The 19202-nt window shown below is 56.1% G+C and carries 18 protein-coding genes and 6 tRNA genes; 20 read left to right on the top strand and 4 right to left on the bottom strand.

All coding sequences use genetic code 11. The features are described 5' to 3' along the window. Positions 1-123: 123 nt before the first annotated feature. The 6 genes from murJ (at position 124) to ispH (ending at position 7513) form a co-directional block, all read left to right on the top strand. Positions 124-1662 carry a murein biosynthesis integral membrane protein MurJ gene (murJ, locus tag EQV93_RS02510; protein ID WP_240890819.1) on the top strand — a complete coding sequence of 513 codons (1539 nt, stop codon included), beginning with the start codon at positions 124-126 and terminating at the stop codon, positions 1660-1662. 118 nt (positions 1663-1780) lie between these two features. Then, positions 1781-2731 (top strand): bifunctional riboflavin kinase/FAD synthetase, encoded by a 951-nt coding sequence (gene ribF, locus EQV93_RS02505; RefSeq protein ID WP_122785842.1) that lies wholly within the window; start codon positions 1781-1783, stop codon positions 2729-2731. Beyond that, a complete protein-coding gene (ileS, locus tag EQV93_RS02500) occupies positions 2728-5559 on the top strand; it encodes an isoleucine--tRNA ligase (RefSeq protein WP_146384341.1) in 2832 nt (943 codons plus the stop codon). The genes ribF and ileS overlap by 4 nt, the downstream gene beginning before the upstream one ends. Further along, on the top strand, positions 5552-6070 hold the full coding sequence (gene lspA / locus EQV93_RS02495) for a signal peptidase II (protein ID WP_122785840.1): 519 nt from the start codon (positions 5552-5554) through the stop codon (positions 6068-6070). Before ileS ends, lspA begins: the two co-directional genes overlap by 8 nt. Next, complete coding sequence (gene fkpB / locus EQV93_RS02490; RefSeq protein WP_122785839.1) at positions 6063-6500, top strand: FKBP-type peptidyl-prolyl cis-trans isomerase; 438 nt, start codon at positions 6063-6065, stop codon at positions 6498-6500. The genes lspA and fkpB overlap by 8 nt, the downstream gene beginning before the upstream one ends. Before the next feature lie 65 nt (positions 6501-6565). Next, on the top strand, positions 6566-7513 hold the full coding sequence (gene ispH, locus EQV93_RS02485; RefSeq protein ID WP_122785838.1) for a 4-hydroxy-3-methylbut-2-enyl diphosphate reductase: 948 nt from the start codon (positions 6566-6568) through the stop codon (positions 7511-7513). Here ispH and EQV93_RS02480 read toward each other — a convergent pair. Continuing rightward, a complete protein-coding gene (locus EQV93_RS02480; protein ID WP_240890818.1) occupies positions 7510-8025 on the bottom strand; it encodes a GspH/FimT family pseudopilin in 516 nt (171 codons plus the stop codon). The genes ispH and EQV93_RS02480 overlap by 4 nt on opposite strands. Before the next feature lie 252 nt (positions 8026-8277). On the opposite strand from EQV93_RS02480, the gene pilV reads away from it, so the two are divergent. Genes pilV through thiO form a run of 5 tightly spaced genes read left to right on the top strand, consistent with a single transcriptional unit; the run spans position 8278 to position 11519 of the window. Then, positions 8278-8730 carry a type IV pilus modification protein PilV gene (gene pilV, locus EQV93_RS02475; protein ID WP_122785836.1) on the top strand — a complete coding sequence of 151 codons (453 nt, stop codon included), beginning with the start codon at positions 8278-8280 and terminating at the stop codon, positions 8728-8730. Continuing rightward, positions 8727-9422: a PilW family protein gene (locus EQV93_RS02470; RefSeq protein WP_146384337.1), complete on the top strand. Its 696-nt coding sequence runs from the start codon at positions 8727-8729 to the stop codon at positions 9420-9422. Before pilV ends, EQV93_RS02470 begins: the two co-directional genes overlap by 4 nt. Before the next feature lie 7 nt (positions 9423-9429). Then, on the top strand, positions 9430-9972 hold the full coding sequence (locus EQV93_RS02465; protein ID WP_146384335.1) for a pilus assembly PilX family protein: 543 nt from the start codon (positions 9430-9432) through the stop codon (positions 9970-9972). Next, entirely contained in the window at positions 9954-10385 is a 432-nt protein-coding gene (locus EQV93_RS02460) for a type IV pilin protein (protein WP_425281162.1), read from the top strand. The genes EQV93_RS02465 and EQV93_RS02460 overlap by 19 nt, the downstream gene beginning before the upstream one ends. 30 nt (positions 10386-10415) lie before the next feature. Beyond that, complete coding sequence (thiO, locus tag EQV93_RS02455; RefSeq protein ID WP_240890817.1) at positions 10416-11519, top strand: glycine oxidase ThiO; 1104 nt, start codon at positions 10416-10418, stop codon at positions 11517-11519. A 71-nt stretch (positions 11520-11590) separates the two neighbouring features. On the opposite strand, the gene EQV93_RS02450 is transcribed toward thiO, so the two are convergent. Together EQV93_RS02450 and EQV93_RS02445 are read right to left on the bottom strand one after the other, a co-directional pair. Then, on the bottom strand, positions 11591-11812 hold the full coding sequence (locus EQV93_RS02450; RefSeq protein ID WP_122785831.1) for a PP0621 family protein: 222 nt from the start codon (positions 11810-11812) through the stop codon (positions 11591-11593). A gap of 119 nt (positions 11813-11931) precedes the next feature. Then, the gene (locus tag EQV93_RS02445) at positions 11932-12945 is read right to left on the bottom strand and encodes an outer membrane protein assembly factor BamD (RefSeq protein ID WP_122785830.1); all 1014 of its coding nucleotides are present in this window, start codon (positions 12943-12945) and stop codon (positions 11932-11934) included. A 148-nt stretch (positions 12946-13093) separates the two neighbouring features. On the opposite strand from EQV93_RS02445, the gene rluD reads away from it, so the two are divergent. From rluD to EQV93_RS02400, 9 genes are all read left to right on the top strand, one after another. After that, positions 13094-14056, top strand: a complete 963-nt coding sequence (gene rluD / locus EQV93_RS02440) for a 23S rRNA pseudouridine(1911/1915/1917) synthase RluD (protein WP_122785878.1) — start codon at positions 13094-13096, stop codon at positions 14054-14056. Further along, positions 14053-14787: a peptidoglycan editing factor PgeF gene (pgeF, locus tag EQV93_RS02435; protein ID WP_122785829.1), complete on the top strand. Its 735-nt coding sequence runs from the start codon at positions 14053-14055 to the stop codon at positions 14785-14787. Before rluD ends, pgeF begins: the two co-directional genes overlap by 4 nt. A gap of 120 nt (positions 14788-14907) precedes the next feature. Continuing rightward, entirely contained in the window at positions 14908-17475 is a 2568-nt protein-coding gene (gene clpB, locus EQV93_RS02430; RefSeq protein WP_122785828.1) for an ATP-dependent chaperone ClpB, read from the top strand. Positions 17476-17782: 307 nt separating this feature from the next. Continuing rightward, positions 17783-17858 (top strand) — tRNA-Asn (locus tag EQV93_RS02425). A gap of 9 nt (positions 17859-17867) precedes the next feature. Next, positions 17868-17944 (top strand) — tRNA-Pro (locus EQV93_RS02420). A gap of 5 nt (positions 17945-17949) precedes the next feature. Continuing rightward, positions 17950-18025: transfer RNA gene (locus EQV93_RS02415), tRNA-Lys, on the top strand. 93 nt (positions 18026-18118) lie between these two features. After that, positions 18119-18195 (top strand) — tRNA-Pro (locus tag EQV93_RS02410). 120 nt (positions 18196-18315) lie between these two features. Beyond that, a tRNA-Asn gene (locus EQV93_RS02405) sits at positions 18316-18391 on the top strand. Between the two features lie 18 nt (positions 18392-18409). Then, positions 18410-18485 (top strand) — tRNA-Lys (locus tag EQV93_RS02400). A 251-nt stretch (positions 18486-18736) separates the two neighbouring features. On the opposite strand, the gene EQV93_RS02395 is transcribed toward EQV93_RS02400, so the two are convergent. After that, positions 18737-19009, bottom strand: coding sequence for a DUF3077 domain-containing protein (locus EQV93_RS02395; RefSeq protein WP_240890816.1), 273 nt, complete (start codon positions 19007-19009; stop codon positions 18737-18739). Positions 19010-19202 lie beyond the last annotated feature (193 nt).

Raw genomic sequence — 19202 nt, 5'->3', positions numbered from 1 at the left:
GATTTATTTCCGGCGCTTGACCTGTAAACTCGCGAGCTTGGCTCTGTGCTGTTGCGGCGCGCAGTATCGCATAAGTGGACGCTTTGTTCGCCTGCTCTTTCTCTATAGGCAAAAACTCTTTCAATGAATTTGCTCAAATCGCTAGCAGCCGTCAGCTCTATCACAATGATTTCAAGGGTTTTGGGCTTTATTCGGGACACCATCGTCGCGCGTACATTTGGTGCTGGAATGGCCACGGATGCGTTCTTTATTGCCTTTAAATTGCCCAATCTGCTGCGCAGAATTTTCGCCGAGGGGGCTTTTTCTCAAGCATTCGTGCCCATTCTGGCGGAATACAAAAGTCAGCAAGGCGAGGAAGCGACGCGCACCTTTGTGGCGTACGTGGCCGGTTTACTGACGCTGGTGCTGGCCATAGTCACCGTACTCGGCATGGTGGCTGCACCTTGGGTGATTTGGGCTACGGCGCCCGGTTTTGCCACATCACCGGAGAAATTCGAACTGACCTCCGAGATGTTGCGGGTTACGTTTCCCTACATATTGTTGATTTCGTTGTCTTCATTGGCCGGCGCCATTCTCAATACCTGGAACCGTTTTTCGGTGCCCGCGTTTGTGCCGACGCTGCTGAACGTGAGCATGATTATTTTCGCTCTGTTTCTGACGCCATATTTCGATCCGCCCGTCATGGCGTTGGGTTGGGCTGTGCTAGTGGGCGGTTTGGCCCAGTTGCTGTTCCAGTTGCCGCATCTGAAGAAAATCGGCATGTTGGTGCTGCCACGAATCAACCTGCGCGATACCGGTGTGTGGCGAGTCATGAAGCTGATGCTGCCGGCCATTCTCGGGGTTTCGGTTAGCCAGATTTCGCTGATCATCAACACCATTTTTGCGTCATTTCTGGTCGCGGGTTCCGTGTCCTGGATGTATTACGCCGACCGGTTGATGGAGTTGCCATCGGGAGTGCTGGGCGTCGCGCTGGGCACGATCCTGTTGCCCACCCTGTCCAAAACCTATGCCAGCAAAGACCGCCAGGAGTACTCGCGGATCCTCGACTGGGGCTTGCGCCTGTGTTTTGTACTGGTGCTGCCGTGCTCGCTGGCTCTGGCTATCCTGGCTGAGCCACTGACGGTTTCGCTGTTTCAGTACGGTGAATTCAGTGCATTTGATGCCTCGATGACCCAACGCGCACTGGTTGCCTATTCCGTCGGTTTGCTCGGGCTGATTTTGATCAAGGTGTTAGCGCCTGGGTTCTATGCTCAGCAAAACATTCGCACGCCGGTGAAAATCGCGGTGTTCACGTTGATCATCACTCAGTTGCTCAACCTGGTTTTTATTGTGCCGCTGCAACACGCCGGCCTCGCCTTGGCTATCAGTGTGGGGGCCTGCATCAATGCCGGCCTGCTGTTTTGGCAGTTGCGTAAGCAAAAGCTGTTTGTGGCGCAGCCCGGCTGGACGAAGTACCTGTTCAAACTGGCGGTGGCAGTGGCTGTGATGTCCGCCGTATTGTTGGGCCTTATGCAGTTGATGCCCGCCTGGGATCACGGTCATATGCTCGAGCGGTTTATTCGTCTGGGCGGCCTGGTGATTGCCGGTGTTGCGACTTATTTCGGCATGTTATTGCTGCTGGGCTTGCGTTTGAGGGATTTCGCCCGCAAGTCTCTTATGTAAGGTAATGACCTGTCAGACGTCCATTTTGTCGATTTCACTCGATTTGCCGTGTGCAGTTGCCTGTCGTAGCGGGCCGGGTGTGGTTATAATCGGCCACTTTATGAGCAAGAAGCGCGTTATGCAGCTGGTTCTAGGCCTACACAATTTGCGGCCCCAGCATCGGGGCTGTGTCGCCACTATTGGCAACTTTGACGGTGTACACCGTGGTCACCAGGCTATCCTGGAGCGACTGCGTGAGCGTGCACTGGAGTTGGGCGTGCCCAGCTGCGTGGTGATTTTTGAGCCGCAGCCGCGCGAGTTCTTTGCCCCTGAAACGGCTCCGGCCCGTCTGGCACGCCTGCGCGACAAGCTGCAGTTGTTGGCCGACGCCGGGGTTGATCGGGTCTTGTGCCTGGCGTTTAACCAACGCTTGTGCAAACTCAGCGCCGCAGAGTTCGTTGATACCATTCTGGTTGACGGCCTGGGTGTTCAGCACCTTGAAGTCGGCGACGACTTCCGCTTTGGCTGTGACCGGGTGGGCGACTTTGACTTCCTGCAGCAAGCAGGGCTGATGCAGAAATTTACGGTCGAAGCGGCGCAAACTGTTGAGCTTGATGGCGTACGAATCAGCAGTACCAAGGTGCGAGACGCCTTGGCCAGTGCAGATTTCGGCCTCGCAGAACGTTTGCTCGGGCGCCCCTTCACCATTGAAGGCAGGGTTCTGCACGGTCAGAAACTGGCGCGCCAACTGGGCACACCAACCGCCAATATCCAGCTCAAGCGTCGTCGCGCTCCGTTGACCGGTGTTTATGTGGTCAGCGTTGAAATCGACGGTAAAACCTGGCCGGGTGTCGCCAATATCGGCGTCAGACCCACCGTAGCAGGGGATGGCAGCGCCCATCTTGAAGTACATCTATTAGATTTCGCCGGCGATGTGTATGGCCGACGATTGACCGTGGCATTCCACCACAAGCTGCGTGATGAGCAGCGTTTCGCCTCCCTTGAGGCGCTCAAGACGGCGATCAATGCGGACGTCGCCGCCGCCCGAGCCTTCTGGCTGGGTCAACCGCTTAAAAAGAGCCTGAAATGACCGACTACAAAGCCACGCTAAACCTTCCGGACACAGCCTTCCCAATGAAGGCCGGCCTGCCACAGCGCGAACCGCAAATTTTGCAGCGCTGGGACAGCATTGGCCTGTACGGGAAGTTGCGCGAGATTGGCAAGGATCGTCCGAAGTTCGTACTTCACGACGGTCCTCCGTACGCCAACGGCACCATCCACATCGGTCATGCGCTGAACAAGATCCTCAAGGACATGATTATCCGCTCCAAAACCCTGTCGGGTTTTGATGCGCCGTATGTGCCGGGCTGGGACTGCCACGGCCTGCCGATCGAGCACAAGGTTGAAGTGACCCACGGTAAAAACCTGAGCGCGGATAAAACCCGCGAGCTGTGCCGTGCGTACGCAACCGAGCAGATCGAAGGTCAGAAATCCGAGTTCATCCGTTTGGGCGTGTTGGGCGATTTCGCCAACCCGTACAAAACCATGGACTTCAAAAACGAAGCCGGTGAAATTCGAGCATTGGCCGAAATCGTCAAGGGCGGTTTCGTGTTCAAGGGCCTTAAGCCTGTGAACTGGTGTTTCGACTGCGGCTCGGCACTGGCTGAAGCTGAAGTTGAATACCAGGACAAAAAGTCCGCAGCCATCGACGTTGCCTTCCCGGTTGCCGATGAAGCCAAGCTGGCCGAAGCCTTCGGTCTGGCTGCCTTGAGCAAGCCGACCTCGATCGTGATCTGGACCACCACCCCGTGGACCATCCCGGCGAACCAAGCACTTAATGTGCACCCTGAGTTCACCTACGCGCTGGTCGACGTGGGCGACAAACTGCTGGTGCTGGCTGAAGAGCTGGTCGAGGCGAGTCTGGCGCGCTACAACCTGCAAGGTTCGGTCATCGCCACCACGACCGGTACGGCGTTGGAACTGATCAACTTCCGTCACCCGTTCTACGACCGTCTGTCGCCTGTTTACCTGGCCGATTACGTTGAGCTGGGCGCAGGCACGGGCGTGGTTCACTCCGCACCGGCTTATGGCGTAGACGACTTCGTGACCTGCAAAGCCTATGGCATGGTCAACGACGACATCATCAATCCGGTTCAAAGCAACGGCGTATATGTGCCGTCGCTGGAATTCTTCGGTGGCCAGTTCATCTGGAAAGCCAACCAGAACATCATCGACAAACTGATCGAAGTCGGTTCGTTGATGTTCACCGAGACCATCAGCCACAGCTATATGCACTGCTGGCGCCACAAGACGCCGCTGATCTACCGCGCTACCGCGCAGTGGTTTATCGGCATGGACAAAGAGCCCGTCGAAGGCGATACCCTGCGCACCCGCGCACTTCAGGCCATCGAAGACACCCAGTTCGTACCCGCATGGGGCCAGGCTCGCCTGCACTCGATGATCGCCAACCGTCCAGACTGGTGCATCTCGCGTCAACGTAACTGGGGCGTGCCGATCCCGTTCTTCCTGAACAAGGAAAGCGGCGAGCTGCACCCGCGCACCGTCGAAATGATGGAAGAAGTGGCCAAGCGCGTTGAAGTTGAAGGTATCGAGGCGTGGTTCAAGCTGGATGCTGCCGAGCTGCTGGGCGACGAAGCACCGCTGTACGACAAAATCAGCGACACGCTGGACGTCTGGTTCGATTCGGGTACCACACACTGGCACGTACTGCGTGGTTCGCACCCGATGGGCCACGAAAGCGGCCCGCGTGCCGACCTGTACCTTGAAGGTTCGGACCAACACCGTGGCTGGTTCCACTCGTCGTTGTTGACCGGCTGCGCCATCGACAACCACGCGCCCTATCGCGAGTTGCTGACCCACGGTTTCACTGTGGACGAAGCAGGCCGCAAAATGTCCAAGTCCCTGGGCAATGTCATTGCTCCGCAAAAGGTCAATGACACCTTGGGTGCCGACATCATGCGCCTGTGGGTGGCCTCGACCGACTACTCGGGTGAAATCGCGGTTTCCGACCAGATTCTGCAACGCAGTGCCGACGCCTATCGTCGTATCCGTAACACCGCGCGCTTCCTGCTCTCCAACCTGACCGGCTTCAACCCGGCCACTGACATCCTGCCTGCCGAAGAAATGCTGGCACTGGACCGTTGGGCTGTGGATCGTGCGTTGTTGCTGCAACGTGAGCTGGAACTGCATTACGGCGAATACCGTTTCTGGAACGTGTACTCCAAGGTGCACAACTTCTGCGTTCAGGAGCTGGGCGGCTTCTATCTCGACATCATCAAGGACCGCCAGTACACCACCGGCGCCAACAGCAAGGCTCGCCGTTCGTGCCAGACCGCGCTGTTCCACATCTCCGAAGCCTTGGTTCGCTGGATCGCGCCGATCCTGGCGTTCACCGCGGACGAATTGTGGCAATACCTGCCGGGCGAGCGTAACGAGTCGGTCATGCTGAACACCTGGTACGAAGGCCTGAGCGAATTGCCGGAAGGCACCGAGCTGGACCGCGCCTACTGGGAGCGGATCATGGCGGTTAAAGTTGCGGTCAACAAAGAGATGGAAAACCTGCGCGCGGCCAAGGCCATTGGCGGTAACTTGCAGGCTGAAGTCACTCTGTTTGCCGAAGAAGAGCTGGCGGCCGACCTGTCCAAGCTGAGCAACGAGCTGCGTTTTGTACTGATCACTTCCACCGCCAGCGTTGCGCCGTTTGCACTGGCACCTGCCGATGCTGTGGTCACTGAAGTACCGGGCCTCAAGCTCAAAGTGGTCAAGTCTGTACACGCCAAGTGCGCGCGCTGCTGGCATTGCCGTGAAGACGTTGGCGTGAACCCGGAGCATCCGGAAATCTGCGGTCGTTGTGTCGACAACATCAGCGGCGCCGGCGAGGTACGTCACTATGCCTAACACCAGCACTGCCGGGCGCTTCGGGCGCCTGGGCTGGCTCTGGTTGACTGTGCTGGTTCTGGTCATTGACCTGACCAGCAAGGTCTATTTTGATAACGCGCTGCATTTGTACCAGCAGATTGTGGTCATACCTGACCTCTTTAGCTGGACGCTGGCTTACAACGAAGGTGCGGCCTTCAGCTTTCTGGCTGAAAGTGCGGGTTGGCAGCGTTGGCTGTTCGCATTGATTGCTGTGGTGGTCAGTGCCGTGCTGGTGGTGTGGCTCAAGCGTCTCGGGCGCAATGACACTTGGCTGGCCATCGCGCTTGCACTGATTCTTGGAGGTGCCTTGGGCAACCTCTATGACCGCATTGCCTACGGACATGTCGTCGATTTCATTCTGGTGCATTGGCAAAATCGCTGGTACTTCCCTGCATTCAACTTCGCCGACAGTGCGATTTGTGTAGGGGCAGTGATGCTGGCACTGGATATGTTTAAAAGTAAAAAGTCCGGAGAACCCGCTCATGACTGAGCAACGTATTGGCCAGAACACGCAAGTCACTTTGCATTTCGCTCTGCGTCTTGAAAATGGCGACACCGTTGACAGCACCTTTGACAAATCGCCTGCCACTTTCAAGGTCGGCGACGGTAGCCTGTTACCGGGATTCGAAGCCGCCCTGTTTGGTTTCAAGGCAGGCGACAAGCGCGAGCTGCAGATCCTGCCGGAAAACGCCTTCGGTCAGCCTAACCCGCAAAACGTACAAATCATTGCGCGCTCCCAGTTTAATGACATGGAGTTGTCGGAAGGTTTGCTGGTCATCTTCAATGATGCCGCCAACACCGAGTTGCCGGGTGTGGTCAAAGCCTTTGATGATGAGCAAGTGACTATCGATTTCAACCACCCGTTGGCAGGCAAGACCCTGACCTTCGACGTGGAAATCTTCGAAGTCAAAGCGCTGTAACTCAGTGCCCGGCGAAAGCCGGGCCTGATTGGCATTATTTCTCTGCGCGTCCCACGAGGCCTAGCATGCACATCAAACTCGCCAACCCCCGTGGCTTTTGCGCTGGGGTGGATCGGGCGATTGAAATCGTCAATCGCGCTCTCGAAGTATTCGGTCCGCCTATCTACGTCCGCCACGAAGTGGTGCACAACAAATTCGTCGTTGAAGACCTGCGCTCCCGTGGCGCGATCTTTGTCGAAGAGCTGGACCAAGTTCCGGACGACGTCATCGTCATCTTCAGTGCTCACGGTGTATCCCAGGCCGTGCGTACCGAAGCCGCGGGTCGTGGCCTGAAAGTATTCGATGCCACCTGTCCGCTGGTGACCAAGGTGCACATCGAAGTGGCTCGTTATAGCCGCGACGGTCGCGAATGCATTCTGATTGGTCATGCCGGCCACCCGGAGGTTGAGGGCACAATGGGCCAGTACGACGCCAGTAATGGCGGCGCTATTTATCTGGTTGAAGATGAGAAAGACGTCGCCAACCTGCAAGTGAAAAACCCGGAAAAACTGGCGTTTGTCACACAGACCACGCTATCTATGGACGACACCAGCCGAGTCATCGACGCCTTGCGCACCCGCTTTCCGGCTATTGGTGGCCCGCGCAAGGATGACATCTGCTACGCCACCCAAAATCGTCAGGATGCCGTCAAGCAACTGGCCGACGAGTGTGATGTGGTGCTGGTGGTGGGCAGCCCGAACAGCTCTAACTCGAACCGTCTGCGTGAGCTGGCGGAACGCATGAAAACTCCGGCTTACTTGATCGATGGTGCCGAAGACATGCAGAAAGACTGGTTCGACGGCGTTCAGAGTATCGGTATTACTGCCGGTGCTTCTGCGCCTGAAGTATTGGTTCGTGGCGTGATCCAGCAATTGCACGCCTGGGGTGCAACCGGCGCTGATGAATTGGCCGGTCGCGAAGAGAACATTACGTTCTCCATGCCCAAAGAGCTGCGCGTTCGCTCGCTGCTTTAAGCGCATAACGCCTGCGCGGCTTTATCGTTGCGCAGGCTGATCCTCCCGGTTTTTGCCAGCACCACTTGAAAGTGGCTCTGCGCTGTCCTTGCATGGCAAACATGCAGCGTTCCTGCTTGAAATGCGCCTCCACTCAATAAGGGTTCACCCAGCGGGTTAAAACGCACGTAATGCCTGACCGGTGTATTGCCGGCAATTGGAATGCGTGAGTCGCCTTGTCTTTGTGTCAGCACCGGGTTGCTGGGGTCCTGATGTCCTCGTCCACTCACGTCCAGAATGACCTGCCAGCCTTGGCTCCAATCTGCGCCCAATGCATGAACCACTACAGTCTGATGACGCACCAGCGCCTCGACGCGGGCGTTGCGCAGGCTGCTGACTAATTGCTGTGCAGCAACTTGCCGCCGTTGCTGCTCAATCAGAACGTTATAAGCCGGACTGGCGAATTGAGCGCTAAGCGCGACGATCAGCAGAACGAATAACAGTTGAATCAGGCTCATGCCTTGTTGGTTCACGATGTCCTCCCTGGACAGATTGGCAGTCGCACTCCTTGCGCTGTTCGTTGGCTGCTTTCAGGTATAGCTCAAGGGTTAGAAGGCCCATGTTGGCAACAGTTTCATCATGTTTAAGGCGTGTTTAGGTTCAGTTAAAGAACAATCCGTATGCCTTGCCAGTGTTCTCCTACAGGTAGGCCCATATTCCGGGGCTAGGCTTCACTCCTGACGACACAGGACGTGTCGCCCAGTAAACGCTCACGGATGGGGCACATGGCTATCTCACACAAATACCGTCAATGCGCAATGACCTTGATTGAGGTGATGGTCGCGACATTGATTTTATCCAGCGGTTTGCTGGGTGCTGCGGCGGTTCAGCTCAGCGCCCTTAAACACACAGACAGTGCGCTGATGACCTCCCAGGCCAGCTTTATTGCTTACGGCATGCTGGATCGGGTACGCGCGAACGAACAGGCCGATTACCGCTATTCGAGCTCTGACGGCGCAGTTCCAAGCGGTGCGCTTAATCAGGACTTGAATGATTTCAAACGCGCCATATTCGAGTTCGGCGGGGAGAGTGCGACCGGCATGATTGCGGTCACTGATCGGGAGGTGAGTATTACCCTTGAGTGGAGTGACGCTCGCAGGGCCTCGCAAATCGGTGCACGGCAAACCATTACCCTGACCAGCCAGATTTCCGCCGACGCACTGGCAACTGCTTCATGAGCTTGCGAAATGCAGGGTTTGGTCTGATTGAACTCATGGTGGCTCTGGCACTGGGGATGCTATTGGTCTTAGCGGTTACACAGGTTTTTTTGAGTGCCCGGCATACGTATCTGGCCCAACACGCAGGCGCAATGGCGCAACAGGATGCGCGTTTTGTCTTAAGCAAAATAGCTCAGGAAATCCGCATGACTGGCATGTTCGGTTGTCTGGCCGCCGACCGCATTGTTGATGCGCCGGCTGCGTTTCAAACACCTATCGCCTGGCAAGGCTCAGCAACCTCGCGATCGCTGACATTGATTAGTGCGGATGTCGGGTCGCAATCGTCACAACCTGATTGGACCGTGGTCTCGGACTGTAAAAGTTATGCACAGTCCTATTCTGGTTCGCGGGCTGTTTTGGCGCCCGGAGAAACTGCTTTTGCGTTGCGTAAGATTTTTTATTGGTTTGAAGGCAATCAACTAAAAGTTGGGGCGAACAAAGCTGTACTTCTGGATAACGTTATCGCATTCGATATGAGCTTCGGTGTTTCCGGCGCGGGCAGTGATCAGTCTGTTCAGCGTTATGAGGCCAGCCCTGCTCGTTTAGGCAGCATTCGCAGTGTGCGCATTGCCCTTACCCTGCGAGATCCCGGGTTGCAGGTCAAAGATCAGGTCTATCACCTTGTCGTCGCGCTGCGTAATCGATTGAGTTAGATCGCAGATGACGTCTTTATCACGCCATCAGGCTGGCATGGCATTACTGGTTTGCCTGACATTTTTACTGATGCTGAGCGTGCTCGGCGTATCAGCTCTGCAAAGCGCGGGTCAGCAGCAAAAGATCGCTGGCAGCGTGTTGTTCGCTCATCAGTCGCTGCAAGCTGCAGAAACAGCATTGCGTAGGGGCGAGTTGCAGGTGCAAGCCCAATGGCCGCGATTAATCGAGTGCGCCTCGGCTGCTCAATGCATCCCTCCTCAAGAAGCCCGTACTCGAGACTCGCCGGGTGTAGACCCGGTGTCACGGGTGATATGGGAGCGCACCCCCGACGGTTTTTTTGGCATTCAGAGTCTGGGCCAGGGTGTGATGCCGGCAAACCTGCCGGGCATCACTGTCGGTCAGTTTTATCGGGTGACAGGCATTGGTTTGCGCGGCTTGTCACGCACGGTTCTGGAGAGCGTAGTGGTGAGTTATCAACAGGTCGGCGCAGCACCCGGTCAGGCCCAAGGTCTGCTCTTCAAGCGTGTGATGTGGCGTCAAATCCAATAGGAGGGCAGGTTGTGGGCAAGCATGGGGCAGGGTTTAGCTTGGTGGAACTCATGGTCGTGGTGGCTATTGTTGGCCTGCTGAGTGCGTTTGTGTATCCGGTCTACAGCGACTCGGTAACCCGTGCCAACCGCTCGCAAATCGTGGTTTTGTTGTGGGAACAATCCCAAAGTCTGGAGCGTTTTTTTTCGAAAAATGGCGTATACAGAGGTGCAGAAAATCTGAGTGTGGGCAATAAGCATTACTGGGTAACCCATGCGTTAGGCGATCACGACTTCTTGTTGACGGCGACCCGCCGAGAAGGCGCGTCTATGGTGGACGATGCCTGCGGCAACTTCACATTGGCCCACACCGGGGTAATGGCGATTACCCAAGCCGCCCCGGACCTGACAGAGCAGCAGTGTTGGGGGCACTAACGTTTATTTTTATGTGAGCTGAGTGGATCGATGGCTAAGCAGCAACGAGTGGTAATTGTAGGGGGCGGTGTTATTGGGCTGCTGACCGCATTTAATCTGGCGGCGCAGGTTGAGCGCGTCGTATTGCTGGATCGTAGCGGTGTAGGCCAGGAGTCGTCATGGGCTGGGGGCGGCATTGTTTCTCCGCTATACCCTTGGCGCTATAACTTGGCAGTCACCGCTTTGGCTCATTGGTCGCAAGACTTTTACCCTCATTTGGCACAGCGTTTGTTGGCTGAGACGGGCCTGGACCCTGAAGTTCATACCACGGGCCTGTACTGGCTAGACCTCGAAGATGAGGCCCAGGCGCTGGCGTGGGCAAAGCGCGAGGGGCGGCCCTTGAGTTCAGTCGATATCTCGGCCGTAGAACGTGCAGTACCGGTGTTGGGCGCTGGTGATTATTCGCGCGCTATTTATATGGCCGGTGTCGCTAATGTTCGCAATCCGCGACTGGTTAAATCGTTAAGGGCTGCCTTGCAGGCAATGCCTAACGTCACGATTGAGGAGCACTGCAAAGTTGAGGGGTTTATTCAAAAGGGCGAAAAAATTCTGGGCGTGAAGACGGCTCAAGGTGAGCGCTTGGCTGACCACGTGGTGTTAGCCGCGGGTGCCTGGAGTGGTGAGTTGCTGAGCAGTCTGGGCCTTGAATTACCTGTAGAACCTGTCAAAGGCCAGATGATTATGTACAAGTGTGCGCCCGACTTTTTGTCCAGCATGGTGCTGGCAAAAGGGCGGTACGCAATCCCGCGTCGTGACGGCCATATCTTGATTGGTAGCACGCTGGAGCATGAAGGGTTTGATAAAACCCCGACTCAAAGCGCCCTTGAAAGTTTGAAAGCGTCGGCAGTTGAGTTGATTCCAGCGTTGGCGGGGGCCGAGCCGGTGGCGCATTGGGCCGGGTTGAGGCCGGGCTCGCCTGAAGGTATTCCGTATATCGGCAGGGTGGCGGGGGTAGAGGGGTTATGGCTTAACTGCGGGCATTACCGTAACGGCTTGGTATTGGCTCCAGCGTCTTGCCATTTGTTTGCCGATCTATTGTTAGGGCGTGAGCCGATCATCGACCCGCGATCCTATGCGCCCGAAGGGCGGATTTGAACGCTCTGGCGCAACCCCTGTAGCCGCTGACGAGCAGCGCGCGGCTACGTATTGAATAGCGTTCAGCGTGATTACTTCGGGCCTTTCTCCAGGTGATTCTGGGTGCAATACCATTCTTGCTGCTGGCTCAATGCGCGATCACGGGGTAAGTGAACGCCGCAGTGAGCGCAACGCACCATCGGCATTGCACCGGGATCAACCGACCTTTTAGGGGCAGCAATACTCGCTTTGTATTTGCGCCAGCACCATACGCCCGCAGCAATCAGTGCAGCCCACAACAGTAGACGAAACATGGTTATTCGCTATTAGAAAGAAGATGCGTCAGTTTAGCCAAGGACTCCACAGGCGCACAGGGCCAAATTGCACATAAAAAAAAGAGCCCCGAAGGGCTCTTTTTTGTGGCGCGGATTGATCAGTCAAACAGACCAAAGGTCATGTAGCTCAACCACGAACGGCTTTTGCCTTCCGCTTCCGGCTCAGGGATGACGTTACCGTCGGCGTCTTTTGGCTTCAGTTCGGCAGGAATCGAATCCTTGGCGTCCTGATATTGCTTCTGAATATCAAGGTTGGCGCGCGTTTCACCTGGCGGCAACGGTGTGCTCGATTCGATCAGGCCCAGCGTAGCCTTGCTCAGCCACGAGCGGTTATCCGAATCGGACACCTGCGGCACAAACTGACCGTCCACCAGACTTGGGTGGTTCGGGTAGTTGTCTTTCAATACTTCGAGGCTGGTGTTGGCCAGCTCATCGAGGTGCATGCGTTGATAAGCCTCAACCATTACTGCCAGGCCGTCACCCACTGAAGGGGTTTCCTGGAAGTTTTCTACCACATAGCGTCCACGGTTAGCCGCGGCTACATAGGCCTGACGGGTCAGGTAGTAATCGGCAACGTGAATTTCATAGGCGGCCAGCAGGTTACGCAGGTAGATCATGCGTTGTTTGGCATCCGGTGCGTAGCGGCTGTCCGGGAAGCGGCTGGTGAGCTGAGCGAACTCGTTGTAGGAGTCGCGTGCAGCACCCGGGTCGCGCTTGGTCATGTCCAGCGGCAGGAAGCGCGCCAGCAGGCCAACGTCCTGGTCGAACGAGGTCAAGCCTTTAAGATAATAGGCATAGTCGACGTTCGGATGCTGTGGGTGAAGGCGGATAAACCGTTCGGCAGCTGACTTTGCAGCTTCCGGTTCGGAGTTTTTATAGTAGGCGTAGATCAGTTCGAGCTGTGCCTGATCGGCATAGCGTCCGAACGGATAGCGCGACTCTAAAGCCTTCAGCTTGGCGGTAGCACTGGTATAGCTGTGGTTATCCAGGTCGGCCTGCGCCTGCTGGTACAGCTCGACTTCGCTCAAGTTGTCGTCCACGACTTCTTTGGTCGACGAGCAGGCGGCGGTCAGTGCGAGGATGGCGATCAGCAGCAGGTGTCTCACTTGCATGGCGGCTTGCGTCCCTATGACGGCCGCTGTCTTGGGCGGGTCCGTCCTGTTATGATGAGCGCCCCGTGAAAAGCCTCGGGGCAAAAGACGCCGTATTTAACCACAAGCGCGCAGCCGAAACCAAAGGCTTGGCGCGGTCCTGATGAGCATGTCCGAGAAAATTCAACTTCGCGAAGAGGTGCCGTCCGAACTGGGTGGCCAACGCCTCGATCAAGTCGCCGCACAATTATTCGCTGAGCACTCGCGCTCGCGCCTTTCCGCCTGGATCAAAGACGGCCGCCTGACTGTGGACGGAGCCGTTATTCGGCCCCGTGACATTGTTCACGGTGGTGCCATCCTGGAGCTGACTGCCGAGCAGGAAGCCCAGGGTGAGTGGGTCGCCCAAGACATCCCCCTGGACATCGTCTACGAAGACGATGACATCCTGGTCATCAACAAGCCTGCGGGCCTGGTGGTACACCCGGCTGCGGGGCATGCCGATGGCACTTTGCTCAATGCTTTGCTGCATCACGTACCGGACATTATCAATGTGCCGCGTGCGGGTATCGTGCATCGCCTGGACAAAGACACCACGGGCCTTATGGTCGTCGCCAAGACCATTCAGGCGCAGACACAACTGGTCACCCAGTTGCAGAGCCGCAGTGTCAGCCGGATCTACGAGTGCATCGTTATTGGTGTCGTCACCGCCGGGGGCAAAATTGACGCGCCCATCGGCCGTCACGGTCAGCAGCGCCAGCGCATGGCGGTGATGGAAGGCGGCAAACAGGCGGTGAGTCATTACCGTGTGCTTGAGCGCTTCCGTTCCCACACCCATGTGCGGGTCAAACTGGAGACCGGCCGTACGCACCAGATTCGCGTGCATATGTCGCACATCAACTTCCCGTTGGTCGGAGACCCTGCCTACGGCGGTCGCTTCCGTATTCCCCCAGCGGCCAACGTGACGATGGTCGAATCACTGAAAAACTTCCCGCGTCAGGCGCTGCATGCGCGTTTCCTTGAGTTGGATCATCCGACGACCGGTAAGCGCATGAGCTGGGAATCGCCACTGCCCGACGATTTTGTCTGGCTGTTGACGCTGCTCAAGCAAGACCGTGAGGCATTCATCGGGTGAATACGTTCCTGATTCCTGACTGGCCTGCGCCGGCAGGCATCAGGGCCTGCGTGACCACCCGTGCGGGCGGCGTCAGTCTGGCGCCGTTCGACAGCCTGAATCTGGGCGACCATGTTGATGACGATCCCCTGGCCGTTGCTGCCAACCGCCAGCGTCTCACCCATATTTTTGACGTACAGCCCGCTTGGCTTAGCCAGGTTCACGGGGTTGTCGTTGCACCTGCTTCACCAGGCCGCGTCGTTGAAGCTGACGCCAGCTGGACCTCTACGCCCGGTATTGCCTGCACGGTCATGACGGCCGACTGTTTGCCCGCATTGTTCTGCAATCGTGCCGGCACCCGTGTGGCTGCGGCTCATGCTGGCTGGCGCGGGCTCGCCGCCGGGGTGCTTGAAGCCACCGCCAAAAGCCTCAATGTTGAGCCTCAAGAGATACTGGTCTGGCTTGGCCCTGCTATCGGCCCCACAGCCTTCGAGGTTGGAGGCGAGGTCAGGGAAGTCTTTGTGCAAGACCTGCCGCAGTCCGCCGCGGCTTTCGTTCCAAGTATCAATCCGGGACGATTCATGGCCGATATTTATGAGCTGGCGCGCCTGCGTCTTGCTCGTTACGGTATTACGGCCGTCTATGGCGGGGGTTATTGCACCGTGACTGATCCGCGATTTTTCTCCTACCGGCGCAGTCCTCGCACTGGCCGCTTCGCATCTCTGGTCTGGATCGAAAGACCGTCCAGCTGATCTGCATCAAATGTGTTCGTCTTGAAACTTCCGTATTCGCCCGCATCTACTATGGTATCTGGCAGGTTTCTTCATTCAGGAGTTTCCATCCCTCCGGCCTGCTCATAAGGAAGGTGACGAATGCGTATAGATAGATTAACCAGCAAATTGCAATTGGCGTTGTCCGATGCTCAGTCCTTGGCCGTAGGCCTTGACCATCCGGCCATTGAACCTGCGCACTTGATGCAGGCATTGCTGGAACAACAGGGCGGCTCGATCAAGCCGTTGCTGATGCAAGTCGGTTTTGATGTAAACAGCCTGCGTAAAGAGCTGACCAAAGAGCTCGATCAACTGCCAAAAATTCAGAATCCTACTGGCGACGTGAATATGTCGCAGGATTTGGCACGCCTGCTGAATCAGGCGGATCGTTTGGCACAGCAAAAAGGTGACCAATACATCACCAGCGAACTCGTGTTGCTCGCTGCGATGGATGAAAACAGCAAGCTGGGCAAGTTGTTGCTGGGCCAGGGTGTGAGCAAAAAAGCCCTGGAAAATGCCATCAACAACCTGCGTGGCGGTGAAGCAGTCAATGATCCAAACGCGGAAGAGTCGCGTCAGGCGTTGGATAAATACACCATTGACCTGACCAAGCGTGCTGAAGAAGGCAAGCTCGACCCTGTGATCGGTCGTGACGATGAAATTCGTCGCACCATTCAAGTGTTGCAACGCCGGACTAAAAACAATCCTGTGTTGATCGGTGAACCGGGTGTGGGTAAAACCGCGATTGCCGAAGGTCTGGCCCAGCGCATCATCAATGGTGAAGTGCCTGACGGCCTGAAAGGCAAACGCCTGCTGTCGCTGGACATTGGTGCGCTGATTGCGGGTGCCAAGTTCCGCGGTGAGTTCGAAGAGCGTCTGAAAGCGTTGCTCAATGAGCTGTCGAAACAGGAAGGGCAAATCATCCTGTTCATTGACGAACTGCATGTCATGGTCGGCGCCGGTAAAGGCGAAGGCGCAATGGATGCGGGCAACATGCTCAAGCCAGCGCTGGCGCGAGGTGAGCTGCACTGTGTCGGTGCCACCACGCTCAACGAATATCGGCAATACATCGAGAAGGACGCCGCTCTTGAGCGTCGGTTCCAGAAAGTATTGGTGGATGAACCTAGCGAAGAAGACACCATCGCGATTCTGCGTGGCCTGAAAGAACGCTATGAAGTTCACCACAAAGTGGCGATCACTGATGGCGCGATTATCGCGGCGGTAAAACTTAGCCATCGTTACATCACCGATCGGCAGTTGCCTGACAAGGCGATTGACCTGATGGACGAGGCGGCCAGCCGTATTCGCATGGAGATCGACTCCAAGCCTGAAGTACTGGACCGTCTTGAACGCCGCCTGATTCAACTGAAGGTTGAGGCGCAGGCGCTGAAGAAAGAAGAGGATGAGGCTGCGAAAAAACGCCTCGAAAAATTGCAGGAAGAAATCGAGCGCCATGAGCGTGAGTATTCTGACCTGGAAGAAATCTGGACTTCGGAAAAAGCTGAAGTGCAGGGTTCTGCCCAGATCCAGCAAAAGATCGAGCAAGCGCGCCAAGAGCTTGAAGTGGCGCGTCGTAGTGGCAACCTCAATCGCATGGCCGAATTGCAGTACGGGGTCATTCCCGACCTGGAACGCAGCCTGCAAATGGTCGATGAGCACAGCAACAAGACCGAGAATCAATTGTTGCGCAGCAAAGTGACTGAAGAAGAAATTGCCGAAGTCGTGTCGAAGTGGACCGGTATTCCGGTATCCAAAATGCTCGAAGGCGAGCGCGACAAATTGATGAAAATGGAAAGCTTGCTGCATGAGCGCGTAATTGGTCAGGACGAGGCCGTAGTGGCCGTGTCCAACGCCGTACGCCGTTCGCGCGCCGGGCTGAGTGACCCGAACCGTCCAAGCGGCTCGTTCATGTTCCTGGGCCCAACCGGTGTGGGTAAAACCGAGTTGTGCAAGGCGCTGGCCGAGTTCCTGTTTGATACGGAAGAGGCGATGGTACGGATCGACATGTCCGAGTTCATGGAGAAACATTCTGTGGCTCGACTGATTGGTGCGCCACCTGGCTACGTGGGTTACGAGGAAGGCGGCTACTTGACCGAAGCTGTGCGCCGCAAACCGTATTCGGTGATCTTGCTGGACGAAGTCGAGAAGGCTCACCCGGACGTGTTCAACGTGTTGCTGCAAGTGCTTGAGGATGGCCGTCTGACTGACAGCCATGGTCGCACCGTTGACTTCCGCAATACGGTGATCGTGATGACCTCCAACCTGGGGTCTGCACAGATCCAGGAACTGGTTGGCGATCGTGAAGCGCAACGGGCAGCGGTGATGGATGCTGTCAGCACGCACTTCCGTCCGGAGTTTGTGAACCGGATCGATGAAGTGGTGATCTTCGAGCCTCTGGCCCGTGATCAGATTGCAGGTATTGCTGAAATCCAGATGGGTCGTCTGCGTAGCCGTCTGGCTGAGCGTGATCTGAGCCTGGAGTTGAGCCAAGAAGCTTTGGACAAGCTGATTGCGGTAGGTTACGACCCTGTCTATGGCGCACGTCCTCTGAAACGTGCGATCCAGCGCTGGATCGAAAACCCTCTGGCACAGCTGATTCTTTCGGGTCAGTTCATGCCGGGCACTACGGTGGTGGCCACTGTGAAAGACGACGAAATCGTCTTCGCATAAGGCTTTGTGGTGGTGTTTTAAGAGAGGCCTCGCTTGGCGAGGCCTTTTTTTTCTTAGAGTGTTGATCTGTAAGGAAAACGCTTGTAAGATGCGCCCCGCAGTAAGTCACCCGTAACGGCAACTTGGCCCAAACCAGGAAGCCCGTAAGAAGAGCTAAATCATTGTCTTCTAACGAAAAATAAGGGTTGACAAGGGTTTCAAAGGTTGTAAAATGGCCCGCCTTAGAGACGCAAGCGTAGCGATACGAAGAAGTCAAAGAGTGCTGTAAAGTTGTAAGGCAGTAATGTTGTAAATTGAAATATGTAGTTCCGCGATAGCTCAGTTGGTAGAGCAAATGACTGTTAATCATTGGGTCCCTGGTTCGAGTCCAGGTCGTGGAGCCATTTTCAAGCCGGGGTATAGCGCAGTCCGGTAGCGCGCCTGCTTTGGGAGCAGGATGTCAGGAGTTCGAATCCCCTTACCCCGACCATTTTTGGGTCGTTAGCTCAGTTGGTAGAGCAGTTGGCTTTTAACCAATTGGTCGTAGGTTCGAATCCCACACGACCCACCATTTTTGGTTTCAGTTCGCTGAAGCTAGATCTTAAGATCAGATGCCAAAAGCGCTGATCGCAGAAGGCGCCTCTTGAAGGTGCCTTTTTTTTACCGGGGTATAGCGCAGTCCGGTAGCGCGCCTGCTTTGGGAGCAGGATGTCAGGAGTTCGAATCCCCTTACCCCGACCATTTTCTGCCCGGCAGTAGTGGGTGTAGAAAATACGGTGCTGATGCCAATTGCATCAGTTGCCATAAAAAAAGCGTCCGCAGGGGCGCTTTTTTTATCCAGTTGTTATTGAAATATGCAGTTCCGCGATAGCTCAGTTGGTAGAGCAAATGACTGTTAATCATTGGGTCCCTGGTTCGAGTCCAGGTCGTGGAGCCATTTTCAAACCTGTTTTTTGGGTCGTTAGCTCAGTTGGTAGAGCAGTTGGCTTTTAACCAATTGGTCGTAGGTTCGAATCCCACACGACCCACCATATCGCAAGACCAAAACAGCCGGTTTATCCTCAGGGATGACCGGCTTTTTTGTGCCTGCGATTTGGTAAGAATAGCCCTCTTCAGGTGAGCACTAGCTGATATTCGACGGGAAGGATTGCCTAGTATGCTGCTCCCGCTTTAAATCAATAGGTGCGTTGCACGTGGAAAGCCGCCAGGTCGATCGGCAGTTGGCGACCGAGCGTAGGCAGGATGGGCACTAGGCATCAAGGAGAAGCGCTCATGATGCGTGTCAAGGAACGTCTTGCAGCCCCAGGGTCACGTCATCAATGATCGCTTTCGCCATCTCGCTGAGGTAGTGCGACGCCCAACGCATGGTTTCGTGGCCATCGTCCATGGCACCCAGGTACGAGAGCCGGTTGACACAGTTCAACAGTAACGAGGCGTGTTGCAGGGCTTCTTCGCCCGAGACACCGGCAATGACGCTGAACAGGCGCTGGTTCTCTGCGTTGCAGGAGCCAAAGGTGGCGCCGCCAACAGTTTTGATCAACGGGGAGGCGTTCATAGGTCACCTCGTTTCGCATCGAGATGTTGGGCTTTGGGCAGGGCGACAGTGCGCGTAGGGCATTTTTTGAACGGATTGAGAGCGTGCATCTGGCATTACTCCTGTATGTGAGGAGCTACCACGGTTCGCCGCTAAACGAATTAGGGTGGCAGCTGTGCGCAGGTTAGCGGACCGGGCATACAGGACCCCGGCA

Origin of the sequence: Pseudomonas sp. TMW22091 (assembly GCF_022496705.1) — a bacterium.
Classification (GTDB): domain Bacteria; phylum Pseudomonadota; class Gammaproteobacteria; order Pseudomonadales; family Pseudomonadaceae; genus Aquipseudomonas; species Aquipseudomonas saxonica.
This window is presented reverse-complemented; position numbering and strand designations above follow the sequence as displayed.